Source organism: Streptomyces sp. NPDC026515, assembly GCF_055567595.1.
This window is the reverse complement of sequence record NZ_JBVHQD010000010.1, coordinates 59,874-77,302: the sequence shown is the minus strand read 5'-3', so window position 1 is coordinate 77,302 and position 17,429 is coordinate 59,874. Positions and strand designations below refer to the sequence as shown.

The 17,429-nt window shown below is 73.4% G+C and carries 19 protein-coding genes and 1 pseudogene; 7 read left to right on the top strand and 13 right to left on the bottom strand.

Annotation, left to right across the window (positions count from 1 at the left end; genetic code table 11):
- From ACZ4O3_RS22040 to ACZ4O3_RS22015, 6 genes are all read right to left on the bottom strand, one after another.
- A partial coding sequence (locus ACZ4O3_RS22040) for a complex I subunit 5 family protein (protein WP_467723755.1) occupies positions 1–1,595 on the bottom strand: 1,595 nt, incomplete at its 3' end.
- Positions 1,595–1,945: a sodium:proton antiporter gene (locus ACZ4O3_RS22035; protein ID WP_362723942.1), complete on the bottom strand. Its 351-nt coding sequence runs from the start codon at positions 1,943–1,945 to the stop codon at positions 1,595–1,597. The genes ACZ4O3_RS22035 and ACZ4O3_RS22040, both read right to left, overlap by 1 nt.
- A 7-nt stretch (positions 1,946–1,952) precedes the next feature.
- The gene (locus ACZ4O3_RS22030; protein ID WP_467723753.1) at positions 1,953–2,693 is read right to left on the bottom strand and encodes an MnhB domain-containing protein; all 741 of its coding nucleotides are present in this window, start codon (positions 2,691–2,693) and stop codon (positions 1,953–1,955) included.
- Entirely contained in the window at positions 2,690–2,944 is a 255-nt protein-coding gene (locus ACZ4O3_RS22025; protein ID WP_362723938.1) for a hydrogenase subunit MbhD domain-containing protein, read from the bottom strand. The genes ACZ4O3_RS22030 and ACZ4O3_RS22025 overlap by 4 nt, the downstream gene beginning before the upstream one ends.
- A complete protein-coding gene (locus ACZ4O3_RS22020) occupies positions 2,937–3,389 on the bottom strand; it encodes an MrpF/PhaF family protein (RefSeq protein ID WP_467723751.1) in 453 nt (150 codons plus the stop codon). The genes ACZ4O3_RS22025 and ACZ4O3_RS22020 overlap by 8 nt, the downstream gene beginning before the upstream one ends.
- A complete protein-coding gene (locus ACZ4O3_RS22015; protein WP_362714902.1) occupies positions 3,386–3,568 on the bottom strand; it encodes a hypothetical protein in 183 nt (60 codons plus the stop codon). Before ACZ4O3_RS22015 ends, ACZ4O3_RS22020 begins: the two co-directional genes overlap by 4 nt.
- 520 nt (positions 3,569–4,088) lie before the next feature.
- Between ACZ4O3_RS22015 and ACZ4O3_RS22010 the strand changes: the two genes are divergently transcribed.
- Both ACZ4O3_RS22010 and ACZ4O3_RS22005 read left to right on the top strand, forming a co-directional pair.
- The gene (locus ACZ4O3_RS22010; RefSeq protein WP_362714905.1) at positions 4,089–4,544 is read left to right on the top strand and encodes a VanZ family protein; all 456 of its coding nucleotides are present in this window, start codon (positions 4,089–4,091) and stop codon (positions 4,542–4,544) included.
- Between the two features lie 125 nt (positions 4,545–4,669).
- Complete coding sequence (locus ACZ4O3_RS22005; RefSeq protein WP_362714900.1) at positions 4,670–5,911, top strand: ricin-type beta-trefoil lectin domain protein; 1,242 nt, start codon at positions 4,670–4,672, stop codon at positions 5,909–5,911.
- 46 nt (positions 5,912–5,957) lie between these two features.
- On the opposite strand, the gene ACZ4O3_RS22000 is transcribed toward ACZ4O3_RS22005, so the two are convergent.
- Positions 5,958–6,206, bottom strand: coding sequence for a hypothetical protein (locus ACZ4O3_RS22000; protein WP_362714897.1), 249 nt, complete (start codon positions 6,204–6,206; stop codon positions 5,958–5,960).
- Between the two features lie 67 nt (positions 6,207–6,273).
- On the opposite strand from ACZ4O3_RS22000, the gene ACZ4O3_RS21995 reads away from it, so the two are divergent.
- Positions 6,274–7,284, top strand: a complete 1,011-nt coding sequence (locus ACZ4O3_RS21995) for a PHP domain-containing protein (protein ID WP_362714894.1) — start codon at positions 6,274–6,276, stop codon at positions 7,282–7,284.
- Between the two features lie 293 nt (positions 7,285–7,577).
- Positions 7,578–8,540 (top strand): SDR family NAD(P)-dependent oxidoreductase, encoded by a 963-nt coding sequence (locus ACZ4O3_RS21990; RefSeq protein WP_467723748.1) that lies wholly within the window; start codon positions 7,578–7,580, stop codon positions 8,538–8,540.
- A 23-nt stretch (positions 8,541–8,563) separates the two neighbouring features.
- On the opposite strand, the gene ACZ4O3_RS21985 is transcribed toward ACZ4O3_RS21990, so the two are convergent.
- From ACZ4O3_RS21985 to ACZ4O3_RS21970, 4 genes are all read right to left on the bottom strand, one after another.
- A complete protein-coding gene (locus ACZ4O3_RS21985; RefSeq protein WP_362714888.1) occupies positions 8,564–8,788 on the bottom strand; it encodes a hypothetical protein in 225 nt (74 codons plus the stop codon).
- 76 nt (positions 8,789–8,864) lie between these two features.
- A complete protein-coding gene (locus ACZ4O3_RS21980) occupies positions 8,865–10,154 on the bottom strand; it encodes an ROK family transcriptional regulator (protein ID WP_385000312.1) in 1,290 nt (429 codons plus the stop codon).
- 328 nt (positions 10,155–10,482) lie between these two features.
- Positions 10,483–10,731 (bottom strand): hypothetical protein, encoded by a 249-nt coding sequence (locus ACZ4O3_RS21975; RefSeq protein ID WP_467723746.1) that lies wholly within the window; start codon positions 10,729–10,731, stop codon positions 10,483–10,485.
- Positions 10,732–11,054: 323 nt separating this feature from the next.
- Entirely contained in the window at positions 11,055–11,963 is a 909-nt protein-coding gene (locus ACZ4O3_RS21970) for a DUF3626 domain-containing protein (protein ID WP_362728920.1), read from the bottom strand.
- 446 nt (positions 11,964–12,409) lie between these two features.
- Here ACZ4O3_RS21970 and ACZ4O3_RS21965 point away from each other — a divergent pair, with 446 nt between their 5' ends.
- The 3 genes from ACZ4O3_RS21965 to ACZ4O3_RS21955 all read left to right on the top strand — a co-directional run bounded on the left by ACZ4O3_RS21965 (position 12,410) and on the right by ACZ4O3_RS21955 (position 16,022).
- Complete coding sequence (locus tag ACZ4O3_RS21965) at positions 12,410–13,690, top strand: FUSC family protein (protein WP_362728922.1); 1,281 nt, start codon at positions 12,410–12,412, stop codon at positions 13,688–13,690.
- The gene (locus ACZ4O3_RS21960; protein ID WP_467723744.1) at positions 13,687–14,715 is read left to right on the top strand and encodes a hypothetical protein; all 1,029 of its coding nucleotides are present in this window, start codon (positions 13,687–13,689) and stop codon (positions 14,713–14,715) included. Before ACZ4O3_RS21965 ends, ACZ4O3_RS21960 begins: the two co-directional genes overlap by 4 nt.
- A gap of 107 nt (positions 14,716–14,822) precedes the next feature.
- A complete protein-coding gene (locus tag ACZ4O3_RS21955) occupies positions 14,823–16,022 on the top strand; it encodes a lactonase family protein (RefSeq protein WP_467723742.1) in 1,200 nt (399 codons plus the stop codon).
- On the opposite strand, the pseudogene ACZ4O3_RS21950 reads toward ACZ4O3_RS21955, so the two are convergent.
- Positions 15,990–16,720, bottom strand: a pseudogene (locus ACZ4O3_RS21950) (DUF2470 domain-containing protein). The gene ACZ4O3_RS21955 and the pseudogene ACZ4O3_RS21950 sit on opposite strands and share 33 nt — an antisense overlap.
- Before the next feature lie 90 nt (positions 16,721–16,810).
- Positions 16,811–17,416 carry a TetR/AcrR family transcriptional regulator gene (locus ACZ4O3_RS21945; protein WP_467723740.1) on the bottom strand — a complete coding sequence of 202 codons (606 nt, stop codon included), beginning with the start codon at positions 17,414–17,416 and terminating at the stop codon, positions 16,811–16,813.
- Positions 17,417–17,429: the final 13 nt, after the last annotated feature.

Below are 17,429 nucleotides of genomic sequence, written 5' to 3'. Positions count from 1 at the left end.
GCGGCAACAGAAACGGCAAGGAGCGGGGAGAGGCAGCCAAACGGGACCCTGGCGGACGTCCAGTGGACTTCCGCCGGGGTCCTGCCCCTGTCCACGGTGTCGGCCAGCGCCGCCGGGAAGCCGGGGACGAGCCCCACCGCGAGGGCGCCGGCCAGCAGCGCGGCGGGGACCGCGGTCATCGTGGCCGGGATCCGCCCGAGACGGCCCTCGGTCTCGGGCTCCTCGTCGGCTCCGGAGGTCTCGTACGCGTCGCCCTTGGGCGGCCGGTCCCCGAGGCCGAGGAAGACCCGGGCGGCGACCCGCAGCACCGCCCCCGCGGTCACCGCCGACACGACGACGTAGAGCACGGTCAGCGGAGCGCCCACCGCTTCCTCGGCGACCGACTTGCCGAGCGCGGTGCCGAACGGCGGCAGCCCCGCGAGGGCCAGCGCCCCGATGGTGAACAGGACGCCCACTGTGCGCAGTTCCCGGGCCCGGCCGTGCAGCGCGCGTTCGTCGACGTTGCCGTAGCGGTCCAGGAGGATCCCGGCACAGGCGAAGAGGGCGGCCTTCACCCCGGCGTGCCCGACCAGGTAGAGGGCGACCCCGGAGTCGCCCGCCGGGGTCAGGACGCCGAGGCCGACGAGGAACAGTCCGGTGTGGGCGATGGTGGAGTTGGCCAGCAGCCGTTTGACGTGCCGCTGATGCCAGCACATGAACGCGCCCAGTACGGCCGTGAGCGTGCCGAGGACGACCAGCGCCCGTTCCAGGTCGGCGGCCGGGATGCCGCCGGGTCCGGCGAAGACCGTGCCGTACACCCGCCACACGCCGTAGGCGCCGAGTTCGACCATCACTCCGGACAGGAGCATGCAGACCGGGGTCGGGGCGACGGCGTGCGCGTCCGGGAGCCAGAAGTGGAAGGGCACGGCGGCCGACTTGACCAGCAGCGCGGTGAGCACCAGCACGAAGGCGGCCAGGACCAGCGCGTCCGGACGGCCGTGCGCGTCCAGGCCGTGGCCGATCCTCGCCATGCCCAGTTCGCCGGTGCGGGCGTACAGCAGGCCGATGCCCGTCAGCATGGCGTAGGCCCCGAGGGAGTTGACCACGCCGAAGGTCAGCGCCCCCTGCACGGCCTTCGCCTCGTCGATGCGGTAGCCGGTCAGCGCGTAGGCGACGACGCTCATCAGCTCGAAGAAGACGAACGCGTTGAACAGGTCGCCCGCGAGGGTGAAGCCGCACATCCCGGCCTGGAAGACCAGCATCAGCGCCGGGAAGGAGCCCGCGTGCCGGCGGGGCGGCTCCGCGAAGTAGCGCCAGGAATAGACGAGTGCGGCCAGGGTCAGCAGCGAGGCGAGGGCGGCCATGCCGAGCGCGGGACCGTCTCCGGTCAGGACGATCCCGACGCTCTCCCCGCCGACGGGACGCCATCCGCCGGCCCACTCGACCAGCGGGGGCGCGGAGTGGAGCAGCAGGACCAGGGCGAGGGCGCAGGTGCCGGCGCACACCGCGCAGGCGAAGCTCTCGGCGAGGACCCGGTGCAGCCGGCGGCCGCCGGCCACCAGCAGGGTGGCGCCGAGCAGCGGGACGGCCACGAGCAGGGGCAGCAGGTGGTGCATCAGCCGCGCAGCTCCGTCAGTTCGTCCGGGTCGACCGTGCCGTGCCGCTTGGCGATCTGCAGGACCAGCGCGAGCAGCAGCGCGGTGACGGTCGCACCGACGACCACGTCGGTCAGGGCGAGGGCCTGCACCACCGGGTCGACCAGCGGCCGGGTGCCGGGCCTGAGATCGGAGAAGACGGGCGCGGTGCCGCCGTCGCGGTAACCGACCGCCAGCAGCAGGACGTACGTCGAGGACTGGACGACGGCCAGACACCCGACCGCGTGGATCAGGTTCCGGCTGGTGGCCAGACCGTAACAGCCGGCCAGGAAGATCCAGACGGCTGTCAGATAGGGGAAGACGTGTATCACCGGCGGCTCAACTCCCGTTCTCGTCCTCGATCTCGACGGCCTGGTCGAGGAAGCCGGCGAGCAGGACGACCACCGCGCTCGCCACCTCCATGCCGACGGCCGCGTTCAGCAGGGGGACCATTCCGCCGGAGGACAGCGTGTTGAACGTCCCGTACGGCAGCAGCGTGTTGACGAGGAACGCGGTGCCGGCCAGCAGCCCGGACAGGCCCAGCACCAGGTAGGCGCAGGCGGCCAGGGAGTCGGCGACCTCGAGGACGCCGATCGGGCGGACGCGCTCCAGGGCGTGGTAGTCGGCGCCGAGATAGAGCAGGTGCAGGGCGGTCGCGGCGACGACCCCGCCCTGGAAGCCGCCGCCGGGGCTGAGCTGGCCGTGCGCGATGATGTACAGGCCGGTGACCAGGGCGACCGGAAGCACCAGCAGGGCGTACCGGCGGACGGGGCGGGCGACTTCGGCGGGCCGCGGACGGGCCCGGTGCTCGTCGCGGGTCTGGCGCAGCAGGACCACGCAGCCGAGGACGGCCGCGAAGAGGATGCTCATCTCGCCGAGGGTGTCGTAGGCGCGCTGGTCGAAGTTGACGGAGGAGATGACGTTGGCGGTGTGCCGGGCCAGGGAGGCCCGGACGGCGCGGTCGCCGTAGGGGTGGCTGCGGCCGCCGAAGGACGGCAGGTCGAAACAGGCCGCCACCAGCAGGGCGGCGAGACCCGTGCCGCCGACGGCCAGCAGCCACAGCCGCAGGCGCCCGGTCACCTGTCGTCCGCCTTGCCGCGCCGCTTCACCTTGCGGACCGACAGCATGATCAGCAGCGGGGTGAGCGCGGAGCCCACGGCGAGCTGGGAGAGGCCGACGTCCGGGGCCTGGAGGACGGTGAACAGCGCGCCCAGGATCAGGCCGAGCAGGGACAGGACCAGGGCCTGGCGGGCCGGGTCCCGGGTCGCCACCGCCACGGTCGCCGAGGCCGCCGTCAGCAGCAGCGCGACGACGATCACCGCGTCAGCCACCGCGCACCCCCCGGAATCCGCCGGACAGCGCGCGGGAGGCGACCACATTGCCGCCGATCAGCAGCGCCCCGGTCACCAGCAGCTTCACCGTCGCCCGCCCCGGTCCGGTCACCGCGCACAGCACGAGGACGACCAGCGCGCCGATCCCGGCCGCCGTCCAGGTCAGGCTCCAGGCGGCGGGCCGCTCGTCCGCCAGGTCGTCCGCGAGCAGCCGGGCGAAGACCAGGGTGCCGACCGGTCCCAGCAGCGCCAGCAGCAGCGCGAGATCGACGTAGGACGTGCGGCCGTAGCCCTGGGCGAGCAGCAACAGGCTGGGGCAGACCGCGGAGGTGGCGAGGTTCTGGGCGGCCACCCGGCGGCCGAGCGGGCCGGTGGCCACCGCCCACAGGGCGCTGCCCGCTCCCCCGGCCAGCAGCACGGTCGCGGCCACGATCCAGCCGTTCACCGCCAGCTCACCGCCTGTCGCCCGGCTCGGGCGGCCAGGGCGCCGACGGCCGCCGCGCTCGCGCCGACGATCCGCTCCAGGGTGTCGACGGTGCCGATGAACACCAGCCAGAGCAGGGCCAGCGCGGCCCACCAGCCGAGCAGTTCAGCCGTGGCGACGAACGCCGTACGTCCGGTCATACGCCACCTCCTTGGGCCACTTTGCGACGCTGTGCCCGTTTCGCCGCCTCTCGCATCCAAGCACCGCCTCCGTCGCGGGGAGGGGCGGCACGCGGGAACGGCTCCGGAGTGCCCGGCGAGCGCCGGCGGAAACCTCGGGTGCGTCCCGGCCGCCGCCACGGCGGCGGGTGTCCGCGGGCGGTTCCGGGGTAACTGGGTCAGCACGCCGGACTGTTGACTAGTGGAGGACCTCATGGCCAGTGCCGCTTCGCGCCTGCGCACGACCAGAGCCGAGAAGAACGGCAGGACGAACACGGACAGGAACACCGGAAAACAGCCCGGAGTGCTGACCAAGGCCGCCCGCGCCGTCGGCGTCCGCCGCGCCGGGCCGGACGCCCCCGCGAAGACCGGCACCGCCAAGACCGCGGGCGCCGGGAAGAAGGGCCGCCTCGGCAGGGCGGGGCGTACCGGCAGGACAAACGGCGCGGGAAAGGCCGGCCGGACCGCCAGGACCACCGGCACCGGACGCCATCCGCTCCCGCTGCCGTTGCGGATCCTGGCCATGCTGTTCGCGTTCGCGGCGATGGTGGCGTTCGCCGTCGTACTGGCCCGGCTGACGCTGGATCCGTCCCCGGCCTCCGTGTCGATCGCGCACACCAATCTGCATCCCGGCGAGTCCCTCAAGATCTATCTGGACCAGCCGGCCCTCCGGGACGCGGTCAAGCAGATCGGCGGGAACATCCTGCTCGGCGTGCCGTTCGGGATCATCGTGCCGGTCCTCGTGCCACGCGCCCGGGGCTTCTTCGGGGTGCTGCTGCTGACCGCGTTCGTGATGCTGATGGTCGAGACGGCGCAGGGTCTGCTGGTCGAGGGGCGCGCCTTCGACGTGGACGACGTCATCCTCAACACCTCGGGGGCGCTGATCGGCTGGCTGCTGGTGGGCCGGCGGCTCGGCCGGGCGGTGCACGCGCGCAAGCCGAAGAAGCAGCGGGCCTGACACTGGTCCGTACCAAGGTATTGACGGGGTACTTATCTCAACTCTTAAATCAACAGGCGACGCCTTCACCCCCCACCTCGGCCGGATGCCACCCCGCGTCCGACCGCCGTACGGAAGGAAGAGCCGTGGCCTCCCCACGACTGCTCCGCAGCTGCCTGTTCGCCGCCCTGTCCGCCGCGCTCGTCGGATCCGTCGCGGTCGGCCCCGCGCACCGGGCCGAGGCCGCCGACGCCGGTGCGGCCGCCGTGTCCTTCTCCGACACCTTCGACGGTCCCGCCGGTTCGGCGGTCAACTCCTCGAAGTGGACCCAGGAGACCGGCGACAACGTCAACAACCACGAGCGGGAGTACTACACCTCCGGCACCAACAACGCGGCCCTCGACGGCCAGGGTCACCTGGTCATCACGGCCAAGAAGGAGAACCCCGCCAACTACCAGTGCTGGTACGGCACTTGCCAGTACACCTCGGCCCGGATGAACACCTCGGGCAAGTTCAGCGCCCAGTACGGGCACGTCGAGGCCCGGATGAAGATCCCGCGCGGGCAGGGCATGTGGCCCGCGTTCTGGATGCTGGGCACCGACATCGGACAGGTCGGCTGGCCCGACTCCGGTGAGATCGACGTGATGGAGAACGTCGGTTTCGAGCCCTCGACCGTGCACGGCACCATCCACGGTCCCGGCTACTCCGGCTCGGCCGGGATAGGCGCCGGCTACACGCTCCCGAACGGCCAGGCCTTCGCGGACGCCTTCCACACCTTCGCCGTCGACTGGGCACCCAACAAGATCACCTGGTCGGTCGACGGGGTCGCCTACCAGACCCGCACGCCCGCCGACGTGGGCGGCAACACCTGGGCGTTCAACAAGCCGTTCTTCCTCATCCTCAACCTGGCCGTCGGCGGCTACTGGCCGGGCGACCCCAACAGCTCCACGGCGTTCCCGGCACAGCTGGTCGTGGACTCGGTGTCGGTGACGACGAGTGACACCGCGGCCGGCGTCGCGATCAAGGGCCTGGCGGGCAAGTGCGTGGACGTGGCCGGGGCGAACTCCGCCAACGGCACGCCCGTGCAGCTCTACGACTGCAACGGCTCCGCCGCCCAGCAGTGGACCGTGGGCAGCGACGGCACCATCCGCGCCCTGGGCAAGTGCCTGGACGTCACCAGCGGCGGTACGGCGGACGGGACGACGGTCCAGCTCTACGACTGCAACGGCAGCGCCGCCCAGAAGTGGGCCGTCTCCGCGGCGCACGACATCGTGAACCCACAGGCGGACAAGTGCCTGGACGTCACCGGCAACAACTCGGCCAACGGCACCCGGCTGCAGATCTGGACCTGCTCCGGCGGCGCCAACCAGAAGTGGACCGTCGGCTGAGGCTGGCCCGCCGCCCCGCCACTAGGGCCCGTCCGGCGGACGGGCCCTAGTGGCGGGGCACCCAGGTGAACTTGTCCCCGCCCACCCAGCAGACCACGGCCGGGTCGTCCAGGTCGTGGACCGTGATGCCGTGGGTCGCGGCGACCGCCAGCACCTCGGTGATGTCCCGTGCCTCACCGACCACCTCACCGTCGATCTCCACGATGCGGAAGGGCGGGCTGCCCGGCTTGCCGGTCATGACCCCGAGCACCAGGATCCGCGGCTGGGAGATGAACGGGCTCGCTATCTCGGTCATGCAATCGAGGGTAGATCTCCCCGGGCGGATGTGACTTGCCTGAGTCACCCTGACGGTGGAGGTGGCCATGGGACCCGTCGAGGCGCTGGAACGGATCGCCTTCCTGCTGGAACGGTCCCTGGCACCGGCCTACCGGGTGCGCGCCTTCCGCACCGCCGCACGGGTCCTGGCCTCCCTGCCCGCCGGGGAGATCGCCGAGCGGGCCGCGGCCGGCACCCTGGAGTCGCTGCGGGGCGTGGGCCCGAAGACGGCCCAGGTGGTCCGGGAATCCCTCACGGGAGATTTGCCCGGATATTTGCGCACGCTTGAGGAAGAGACGGGAGAACCGGCGGCCGACGGGGGCTCCCGGCTGCGGGAGCTGCTGCGCGGGGACTGTCATCTGCACTCGGACTGGTCCGACGGCGGCAGCCCGATCGAGGAGATGGGCCGCACCGCCGCCACGCTCGGGCACGCGTGGGCGGTGCTCACCGACCACTCGCCCCGGCTCACGGTGGCCCGCGGCCTGTCCCCGCAGCGGCTGCGCGAGCAGCTGGCGGTGGTGGCGGGGCTGAACGCCTCCTGGGCGCCGTTCCGGCTGCTCACCGGCATCGAGTGCGACATCCTGGAGGACGGTTCGCTGGACCAGGAACCGGAGCTGCTGGAGCGGCTCGACGTGGTCGTCGTCTCCGTCCACTCCAAGCTGCGGATGGACGCCCGCTCGATGACCCGGCGCCTGGTGCGGGCCGTGAGCGATCCGCACGCGGACGTCCTCGGCCACTGCACGGGCCGTCTCGTCACCGGACGGGGGCGGCCGGAGTCGGAGTTCGACGCGGACGAGGTGTTCGCCGCCTGCGCCGCGTCGGACACGGCCGTGGAGATCAACAGCCGCCCCGAGCGCCTGGACCCGCCCCGCCGGCTGCTGCGCCGGGCCGTCGAGGCGGGAGTGCTGTTCTCGATCGACTCCGACGCCCACGCGCCCGGCCAGCTGGACTGGCAGATCCTCGGCTGTGCCCGGGCCGAGGAGTGCGGGGTGTCCGCCGACCGGGTGGTGAACACCTGGCCGGTGGAACGGCTCCTGGCCTGGACCGGGACCGGGTGACCCGCGTCACTCCGGGGTCCGGAACAGCCCGGGGTGGTTGTCCGTTGAACCAGCCGTGGGTGCCGACGGGACAGTGTCCCCGGGCCTCAACTCCCGCCCACGGGGACGATCGTTCGGCTGAAGCCCTGTGGAGCGCCTCGCCGCGAGGCGACCGCCGTCCGTGCCCACCACCTGACCGCCCCGGCCGCGAATCCCCCGTCGCGGCCGGGGCTTTCCGCTGCCCGGGAGGCGGTTCCCGGGCGCCGGGACCTCCGCTTGACTTCGAGCGCACTCCAATTCGTAGCGTTCACGCCATGAGCGCTACGACTGAGCAGCACAAGATCGGTTCCGGGTTCGGCGCGGACAGCACCGCCGACGACGTCCTGGCGGGCCTCGACCTCGGTGGCCGGCTCGCGATCGTCACCGGCGGCTACTCCGGGCTCGGGCTGGAGACCACCAGGGCGCTGACCAAGGCGGGCGCCCGCGTCGTCGTCCCCGCGCGGCGCCCCGAGGCGGCCCGGGAGGCGCTCGCCGGCCTGGACGCCGTCGAGGTGGACGAGCTGGACCTCGGCGACCTGGACAGCGTGGGTGCCTTCGCCGAGCGGTTCCTGGCCTCCGGCCGGACGGTCGACTTCATGATCGACAACGCGGGCGTCATGGCCTGCCCCGAGACCCGGGTAGGACCGGGCTGGGAGGCCCAGTTCGCCACCAATCACCTGGGGCACTTCGCCCTGGTCAACCGGCTCTGGCCGGCCCTGGAACCGGGCGGCGCCCGGGTGGTGTCGGTCTCCTCGCGGGCCCACCACTTCGCCGGGATGCGCTGGGACGACGTCCAGTGGCGGCACGGCTACGACAAGTGGCAGGCATACGGCCAGGCCAAGACCGCGAACGTGCTGTTCGCCGTCCACCTGGACCGGCTCGGCCGGGACGCGGGGGTACGGGCCTTCGCCCTGCACCCGGGCGGCATCATGACACCCCTCCAGCGGCACATCCCGCGCGAGGAGATGGTCGAGCGCGGCTGGATCGACGAGCAGGGCACCGTGCTGAACCCGCAGGGCTTCAAGACCCCGCCGCAGGGTGCGGCCACCCAGACCTGGGCGGCCACCTCCCCGCAGCTGGCGGACCTCGGCGGGGTGTACCTGGAGGACTGCGACATCGCCGAGCCCGCCGTGGAGGGCGCGTCGACCGGTGTCAAGGACTGGGCGATCGACCCCGTACAGGCCGCACGGCTCTGGGACCTGTCGGCGGAACTGACGGGCGTGAACGCGTTCGCCTGACACACCGCCGGCACGCCCGGCGCTCAGGCCGAGGGTTCCTCCGGCAGCGGCTCGTCGGGCTGCACCACTCCCGGGCGAGGGGCGCCCCGCAGGCCCGTGCCCGCCTCGTCGGTCTCGGGCAGGCCCGCGTCCTCGTGGGCGTCCGGGTGACTGCCCTCGGCCGCGTCCCACGGGTCCCGGTCATCGGGCCGGGCCTGCTGGTCCGGCATGTCGCGGGGTACGGGCCCCCCGCCCTGCTGGTCACTCATGGCTGCGCCCCTCGAGGTCGGATCGGTGCGGGCGGTACGCGGGTACCTCGCCCGGGAGCCGTGAAACCGGGGGTGCTCAGCGCGGAGTGCGCTCCTCCAGGGCCATGCGCCAGGCGGGCAGGCGGTCCTCGGTCGCCGGTTCGGCGCGGCGGCCGCCACGGCTGAAGAAGTCGGCGAGGGGCAGGATCGCGGCCCCGACGGTGACCGCGTCCGGCCCGAGCCGGCCGAGGTCGATGGTGACCTGCTCGGCGGGGTGGCGCAGCGCGTACGTGGTCGCGTACCGGCGTACGGCGGGCAGGAAGCGGGCGCCCAGCTGGAGCCCGGCCCAGCCGCCGATCAGGATCCGCTCGGGCTGGAAGAGGTTGATCAGGTCGGAGAGGCCTGCGCCCAGGTACTCCGCGGTCTCCTCCAGGACGGCGAGGGCGACCGGATCGGGCTCGGTGTCCTCGGACGGGTAGGCGGCGGCGAGCATCGCGGTCAGCGCCGTCTCCTCGTCGGTGCCCTCGGCCGGACGGCCGCCCTCCTCGCGCCAGCGGGCCAGCAGCGACTCTGCGCCCGCATACGCCTCCAGGCAGCCGAGTGCGCCACAGCGGCAGCGCCGCCCCCGCACCCGTACCGTCAGATGGCCCCACTCGACGGCCCGGCCGTGCTCCACCTCGGCGGTGACCAGACAGGCGCCGACGCCGGAGCCGAACAGCACCACGACCGCGTTGTCCGCGCCGCGCCCGGCGCCGAACCACATCTCGGCCTGCCCCAGCGTCTTGGCGCCGTTGTCGATGAAGTACCGGACGGATTCAGGGAGTTGACAGCCGGTGCGGAGCAGCTCCTCCAGCGGGACGGCGTCCCAGCCGATGGTCTGACCGTGCACCAGGGCACCCCGGTCCGCGGTGTGCTCGACGATGCCGGGGACGCCGACACCGACACCGAGCAGCAGCTCGGGCGACGCGCCCTCGGTCGCGAGGACCTCCGCGATGCCGTCCCGGATGTGCCCGACGATCACCTCGACGTCATAGCCCTGCTGCGTCAGCGGGCGCTCGACGCGGGCGAGTTCGGTGAGGGTGAGGTCGAACAGCTCGACCCGGACGCGGGTCTCGCCGACGTCGACGCCGATCATGTGGCCGCTGTGCGGGGCCACGCGCAGCAGGGTGCGGGGCCGGCCGCCGTCGGAGTCGACGCTGCCGGCCTCCTCGACCAGGCCGTCGGCGACCAGGTCGGCCACCACGTTGCTCACCGAGCCGGAGCTCAGGCCGGTGGCGGGGCCGAGCTCGAAGCGGCTGAGGGGGCCGTCGAAATACAGTCGCTGGAGCACGGCCGTGCGGTTGGCCCTCCTGAGGTCGCGTACCGTGCGCCCGTTCCGCCCCGCCATGTGGCTCCCTTCACGAACCCTTCCCGACCTGCAACATACTCCTTCGAGAGGGCGGAAGCGATATTTTCCCAACCCTTAGTTCACGCTGTGAGCTAAGGAGGGGGCGACGGCGGATCCCACCGTGGGGGGTGCGGGTCGCGCGCGGGCCACGGGTCCGGCCCGGCGGCTCGCGCAGTTCCCCGCGTCCCTGACGGGGCGCCGCGGGCGGCGGCGTCGATCAGCTCCACGCGTGTACATCCTCCACAAAACGGCCTTCCGCCACCAGGCAGTTCAGCCAATCGACGGAATTTTCCCCGGGGACGCGGGCGCGGAACACCTCCGGGATACGTCAACCCGCACCCCCGGTGGCGACAGGGTGCTGGACGAACGTGCCGGCCGTGCTGAAGGCCGGGCGCAGCGATCCGGCTCCGGCGGTCTCGGCGCCGCGGAGCCCCTCGGCGCGCGGGAAGTCGGCCTCGGCGGCGTCGCAGCCGAAGCAGCAGAGCGCGGGCGGGAGTTCTGCGCCCGCCGCGAGTACGGCCGTCCGGTCGGCGACGGCATCCCGGAGGGGTGCCAGGCGCGTGCCCGCGGCGATCACGACGGCCGGTCGGCAGCCGTCGATCCGGAAGGCCTCCCGGCAGGGCTGGACACGGGCCTACAGCGGTTCGCCGGGGCGGAGCCCCGCGAGGGCCGGATCCGGTGCCGCGGTAGGCGCCCCTGCCCAAGCCGGCGGGGGCCTCCGGCGGGGAGTTCATCAGGTCTGCGTGGCGGGGGCCGGCGGCCGGGGACGAGGAGACCGAGTGGTGGCGCGGTGTCAGCGGGGTCAGGAGGTCGGCAGGCGCGGCCGGCGTCACGTACCACCTGCGCCGCCTGTCAGCCCGCTGTTCCGCGGTCCACCGCACCGAACCCGGTCGCCCGCGCCTACGCCTTGGGGGTGCCGCCCCCCGGCGTCCGGCGACCCGGACCGGCGGAGCAGGCCGTGCCGGCGCCTTCCGGGGCGCCGAAGCGCGCGAGGGTGTGCCAGACCATCTTGAGGTCCTGGATCGGGTACCGGCCGGTGCGGGCCGCGTCGCCGATGATCCGGGGGTCCACGACGCCCTTCTCGGCGATCCGGGCGCCGAGCGCGGCGTACTGCGGGCCCCGGTAGTCCGCCCGGCGGCGGAGGTCGGGCACGGTGAGCCGGTAGCCGGGGTGCCATTCGACCGGGAAGGGCAGTCGCCGGGCCGCCGATTCCACGGGGGTCCCCCGGTAGGAGGCGTCCAGCACCAGGGCGGCCACGTCCCGGTCGAGCCGTACCCCGCCGTGCACCTGTGTCTCGATGTAGTCGTTGAGGGCGTCCTGCTCGTCCGCCTCGGCCAGGGCCAGCAGGTGGGTACCGGCGGCGACACCGAAGTCCGTAGGTTCGGCCGCGCTGTCGGGGTAGCAGAAGGTCGCGCGGTGCAGTGCCGGTCCGGTCAGCCGCAGGTGGGAGGAACCGAACCGCGGGGCCGCCCCGACCACTTGGCCGCGGAAGTTCAGCGCCCCGTACACCGGCCGTTCGGCCGGGTCCGCGTCGTCGTAGGTCCCGCCGAAGATCCGGCTCTCCCAGCGCCACCGGTCGCCGCCGGGGTGCGCGGTGAGCCCGCCGTTGCTGGTGCCGGTGACGAACTGGGAGTGGTAGGCGCCGTCCCGGGCCAGCGCCTCCAGGATCGGCAGCCCGGCCGACAGCCGGTCGGGGTGGAAGTTCAGGGTGATGGACAGGCCGGGATCGAGAACCGGTCCCGCGGACAGCGCGGCCACATGGCGCAGCGCCGCCGCGGCCCGTGCCGTCCCGATGTTCGTGAGTTCCATCGGCTCCTCCCTGCGGCCTCCGCCTGCCCGTCCGGTGCCGGCCGACCCTATCCGACCGCGGCCGGCCGGGTCCCGGCGGTTTCGTCGCGCCGTGGTGGGGCGGCTGCGCACCGGGGCGAGTCGTCGTCGGCAACGCGCGCATGCCGGTGCTCGGCGGAGCGGTCTTCCTCGGTTCGGGGATGCTCGTCGCCATGACGGGCTGACATCCCCGAGGCCCGCCACCGCGCACAGCACCGCACCGCAGTCCGACGCCCAGCCCTTCCGCCCCGCTGGTTCGTCCGGCACCCCGGGCACGGGAGACGCGTCGGGCTGGTGCCCGGTTGCGGGCGACACGGCCCGGCCGTCGGACACACTCCGTAGTCCACCCTGGTCATCCGGCCACCGGCGCCCGGGTGATCCGCGGAAAACACGTTCGACGTGACGGGTGAGAGGGAACAGGCCAAAGGATGCAAGACGTACAAGAGTGGACCAGGGGTCTGACGCAGCTGCTGCGGCGTCATCGGGACCCGGTGGTCGTCCAGACGCTGCGGTCGTCCGCCGCGGCCACGATCGCCTACGTCGTCGCGCTCCGGCTGAGCCCGGAACCGGCTCCGCTCACCGCTCCGCTGACCGCGCTCCTGGTCGTGCAGGTGACCCTGTACGCCACCCTCACCAACGGTTTCCGCCGGGTCAACGCGGTGGTGGCCGGCGTGCTGGTCGCCATCGCCTTCAGCCAGCTGGTGGGGCTGACCTGGTGGAGCCTGGCCCTGCTGATCGTGGCCTCACTGGGGGTGGGGCACCTGGTGCGCGTCGACGAGTACATCCCCGAGGTGGCGATCAGCGCCATGCTGGTGCTCGGGGTGACCACCATCAGCAGCACGGCCTGGGCCCGGATCGTGGAGACGCTGATCGGCGCGGTCGTCGGGATGGGCTGCAATGTGCTGCTCCCTCCCCCGGTGTGGGTGGACGAGGCCGGGGAGTCGATCGAGGGCCTGGCCCGCCGGCTGCGGCAGTTGATGCTGCGCATGGGCGAGGAGGCGTCGGGGCCGACGCCGTGGCGGCAGGCGGCCGAGCGGCTGCACGAGGCCCGCCGGCTCGACCACGCCATCATCGACGTGGACGCGGCGCTGCGGCAGGCCGAGGACAGCCTGCGGCTCAATCCGCGGGTCAGGGAGGGGCTGCTGCACCGGGTGGTGCTGCGCACCGGGCTGGACACGCTGGAGATCTGCACGGTCGTGCTGCGGGTGCTGGCCCGGACCTTCACCGACCTGGCCAAGGCCCGCGAACCCGAGCCGCTGTTCGCCCCGGACACGGGGGCGGCCGTGGAGCAGCTGCTGTCCCAGATCGCCGACGCCGTGGTGAGCTTCGCGGTACTGGTGACCACCAGCATCAGCGAGAGCGCCGAGTCGGCCGAGGCCCGGCTCTCGGCCGAGCTGCACACCGCGGCCGGCACCCGCGACAAGCTCGCCGAGCTGCTCCGCGACGAGGTCCGCGGCGACGACCGGAACTGGCAGTTGCTGGGTGCCGTCCTGACCGAGGTCAACCGGCTCCTCGACGAGATGAACACCGAGCACCGCACCCGCCGGCTGCTGGAGGAGCTGGACCGGGTCTCCGCCGAGCAGCGCGTCAAGCGGCCCCGGCTGACCTGGCTGCGGGAGCGGATCGGCGTACCGGAGCGGTTGCGGCGGAACCGGGCGGGTGGTGCGGAGCGTTCTCGGTCCAGGACGGAGAAGGGGGCACGCCGGTGACGGACACGACGGTACGGACCGACGGGAACACACTGCGGTTGCCGGGCGGGGTGGTGGTGCGTTTCGTGCGCACCCTGCGCCTGCCGGAGACGGGGACGCATCCGCTGCCGCCGGGGCTCGGCGAGTTCCCGGTCCGGCGGGTGAGCGACTGTCCGGACACGGTCCCGGACGGGTGGCGGGCGCGCGGCGGGGTGATGCTGCCGGTGTACCTGCGCGAGGCGATGTGGCTGAGTTTCGCGGGCACGGTGGAACCGGCCGCCCTCCAGGTCGGCGTCGGCAAGGTGTGCGCGGTCTCCGGCGAGCCGTGGAGCGACCGGCTGTCCCGGGATCCGCAGAACTACCTGGTACTGCCCCGCCAGCCCTGGCTGGACGGCATCAATTCCGGCCGGGGTACGGTCCGCCAGTTCGTGGCGGTGCCGCTCGGTCTCGGCGCCACGGTGGAGGGACAGGTCACCGGCGAGGAGGTGTGGGGCGGGGTGCAGCTCCAGTCCTTCGCGCTCAAGGAGGAGCCGCTCGCCCGGTGGCGGCGGCAGGAGCGGCTGCGGCGCGAGCGGACCCCCGCGCCGGGAGCGCTCGGCGGTTTCGGCGGCCCACTGGCGGTGGCCGCGCCGGCCGCGCCCGCGGCCGCCCCGGCCGCCCGCTCGGCCGGGATGGGCCTCGGGGTCGGCGGCTCGATGCGCCAGGAGGTCTACGAGGACGAACGGCCCCCGCTCGACTGGGCCGAGACTCCTGCCGGGCGGGTCTTCGTGCACCTGGTCACGCCTCCGCAGTGGCGTCGCATCACGGGCGAGGAGCCCCCGCCGTCACCGGTGGACCGGGCCGCGTACACCCGGGCCGGGCTGCCCTGGTACGACTACTACGACCAGGACGGCCAGGATCTCGCCCCCACGGACGCCCTGGAGGGGGTCAAGCCGGTCGGCGACTGGCTCGGCGACGACCTGGAGCCCTGGCAGCAGCCGTCCGGCGGGCAGGTGGTCCCGCTGAAGGACCCGCCCGGCAAGCCGGTGGCGGACGGCGACTGGTGACAGCCGTTGCAAGCGGTGCAACGACCGTTGCCCTTCTTGCTTTTGACCCGGCGCCCGCGCCAAGGTTGCTGTGACGACCGAGGTGACCGACGACCTGAGGTGCGGGCATGGGCAGTGGTACGGAAGCGACGCGCGGCGGCTGGAGCAGGCGCCGGTTCGTCGGTGCGGTGGCGGGCGCCGCGGCGGTGGCGGCGGTCCCGGCACCGGCGGCCCCGCCCGGTGAGGGCGGCCCGGCACCCCGGCCGGCGGCCGGGTCCCCGGCGACGCCCGCCGCCGGGCCGCGCCCGCTCCACCTCGGCACCTACACCTCCGTGGACGGCGGCGGGACCGGCATCGGTCTGGCCACCTACAGCCCCGAGACCGGCCGGATCACCGGCACCGGCACGCTCACCGGCGTCGCCGACCCGTCGTATCTGGCCGTCCACCCGGACGGCCGCACGCTGTACGCGGTGAACGAGCGCACGGACGGCGCGGTGACCGCAGTACGTCTGGCGGACCGGACGGTCCTCGGCGGCCGGAGCACGGGCGGGGCGGGGCCCTGTCATCTCTCGGTGCACCCGAGCGGACGCTGGCTGCTCAGCGCCAACTACACCTCCGGCAGTGTGGCCGTCCATCCGATCGACGCCTCCGGCGCCCTCGGTGAGCGCACCGACCTGGTCACACACTCGACCCCGGTGCCCGGTCCCGGCCAGCAGGGGCCGCACGCGCACCAGTTCGTCACCAGCCCGGACGGCGGCCATGTCCTCGCCGTCGACCTCGGCACCGACACCGTCTACAGCTACCGTCTGGACCTCACCCGGGGCAGGCTCACCGAGGCCGCCCAGGCACACACCAGGCCGGGGGCCGGTCCGCGCCATCTGACCTTCCACCCGGGCGGGCGGTACGCGTACCTGGCCAACGAGGTGGACGACACGATCGCGGTGTGCGGCTACGACCAGGCCGCCGGCCGGCTCGAGATCGGCGCTCCCCAGTCCACCGGCAGCAGGGCGGGCACCACCAACTACCCGGCCCAGATCCTGGTCACCGCCGACGGCGCCTACGCCTACCTGGCCAACCGGGGCGACAACACGCTGGCGCGGTACGCGGTCGAGGCCGCCGGGGCCCGGCTGCGGCTGCTGGACACGGTGCCGGTGGAAGGGGACTTCCCCCGGCAGATCGCGTTCTCGCCGGACGGCCGGCTGCTGTTCGCGGCCAATCAGCGGTCCGGCACCGTGAGCGTCTTCACGGTGGACGCCCGCAGCGGTGAACTCCGGCTCACGGGACGGCCGTTCGCGTCACCCGTCGCCGTCTGCGCGCTGCCGCTGTAGCGTGCGCGGGCAGGAGGCGGCGGCACCGCCCGGGTCAGCAGGACGTGCATGCGCTCGGTGAGCTGGGTGACGTCGCCGGCGGGTTCGTGGAAGGCCAGCCGTACGTCACCGTGGGCACGGGTGCGTTCGATGCGCAGGGTCAGCCCGTGCCGGTCCACGGCCAGGGGCCGGACGCGGGTCGCGGCATGCAGGCTCTCGGGCTCCACGAGCCGGGTGAGCCGTTCGACGGCTTCCGGGTGGGCGTCCGCGAGGTGGGTGAGCAGGTGGGCCTCGGCCCCGGCCAGCGGGTCGGGGCGCGCGGCGGCGAACTCGTCGAGGTCCACGACGACCGCGCCGGAGGGCCGGCGCAGCACCACACGGGTGGGCTGGAAGACGAGGTGCCCGTCGGAGGGCACGAACCAGCCGGCCAGCCACAGCCGGGCCCGGACCCGGTCGCGCACCGCGACGGGCGCCACGTCGGCGAACTCCAGCACGGCGGACGGCTCGCCGCGCGGAGCGCAGACCACGGCCGTGAGCAGGGCGCTGTCCTCCGGCACGTGCAGCAGCACCCGGCCGTCGTCGGCGACACCATGGGCGCCGGCGTACTCCTCATGCCAGCCGTCCGCGGTCACCCGGCACGACCATGCCGTGGCCAGCACCGACCGCGCTTGTTCGGCCGCGCCCGGGCCGGCCGCCCGGACCGCCTGTTCGTCACCCATCCCGAATCTCCTTAGGTAAGCCTCACCTAACTTAGCGAAGATCGGAGGGCACGCCAAGCACGGCGCGCGCTGAGCACGTGACGAACGGACTCAGGAGATGACACCCAGCAGGGCCCGCGCGCACAGGTCCCGCACCTGCTGCCGGGTCAGCTCCTCGGTACGCAGCCACTCCAGGCAGACGTGCGTGGTGAAGGCGAGCCAGCCGCGCACCGCCAGCCGGGTGTCGGGGCGCAGCTCCAGGGCGGGGCCGAACTCCGGGTCGGCGGCGAGCGCGGCCAGGATCTGGCGCTCCTGGGCGGCCTGGGCCTGACGGTATACGCGGCGCACGGCCTGGTCGCCGGAGGCCTCGGCACGGTGGAAGGCGCGGAAACCGTGCGCGTGGGTGTGGACGTAGTCGAGGTAGAAATCGAGGCCCGCGGTGAGCTGCTCCCGGGCGGACACGCCGGGCTCGGCCGCCGTCATCCGCAGCATGCGCTCACTCTCCCGCTCCACCACCGCGGCGAAGAAGTCACGCTTGGTCGGAAAATAGTGGTACAGCAGACCACGGGAGACGCCCGCGATCTCGGCGACCTGTTCGATCCACACGTCGCCGTACGGGCTCTCGGAGAAGAGCCTGGCCCCGACCGAGAGGAGCTGCTCGCGTCGTTCCGCGGTGCTGAGTCTGCGGCGGCTGCGCTCACCCTGGTTCGCGACCATGTCCGCACTTTAC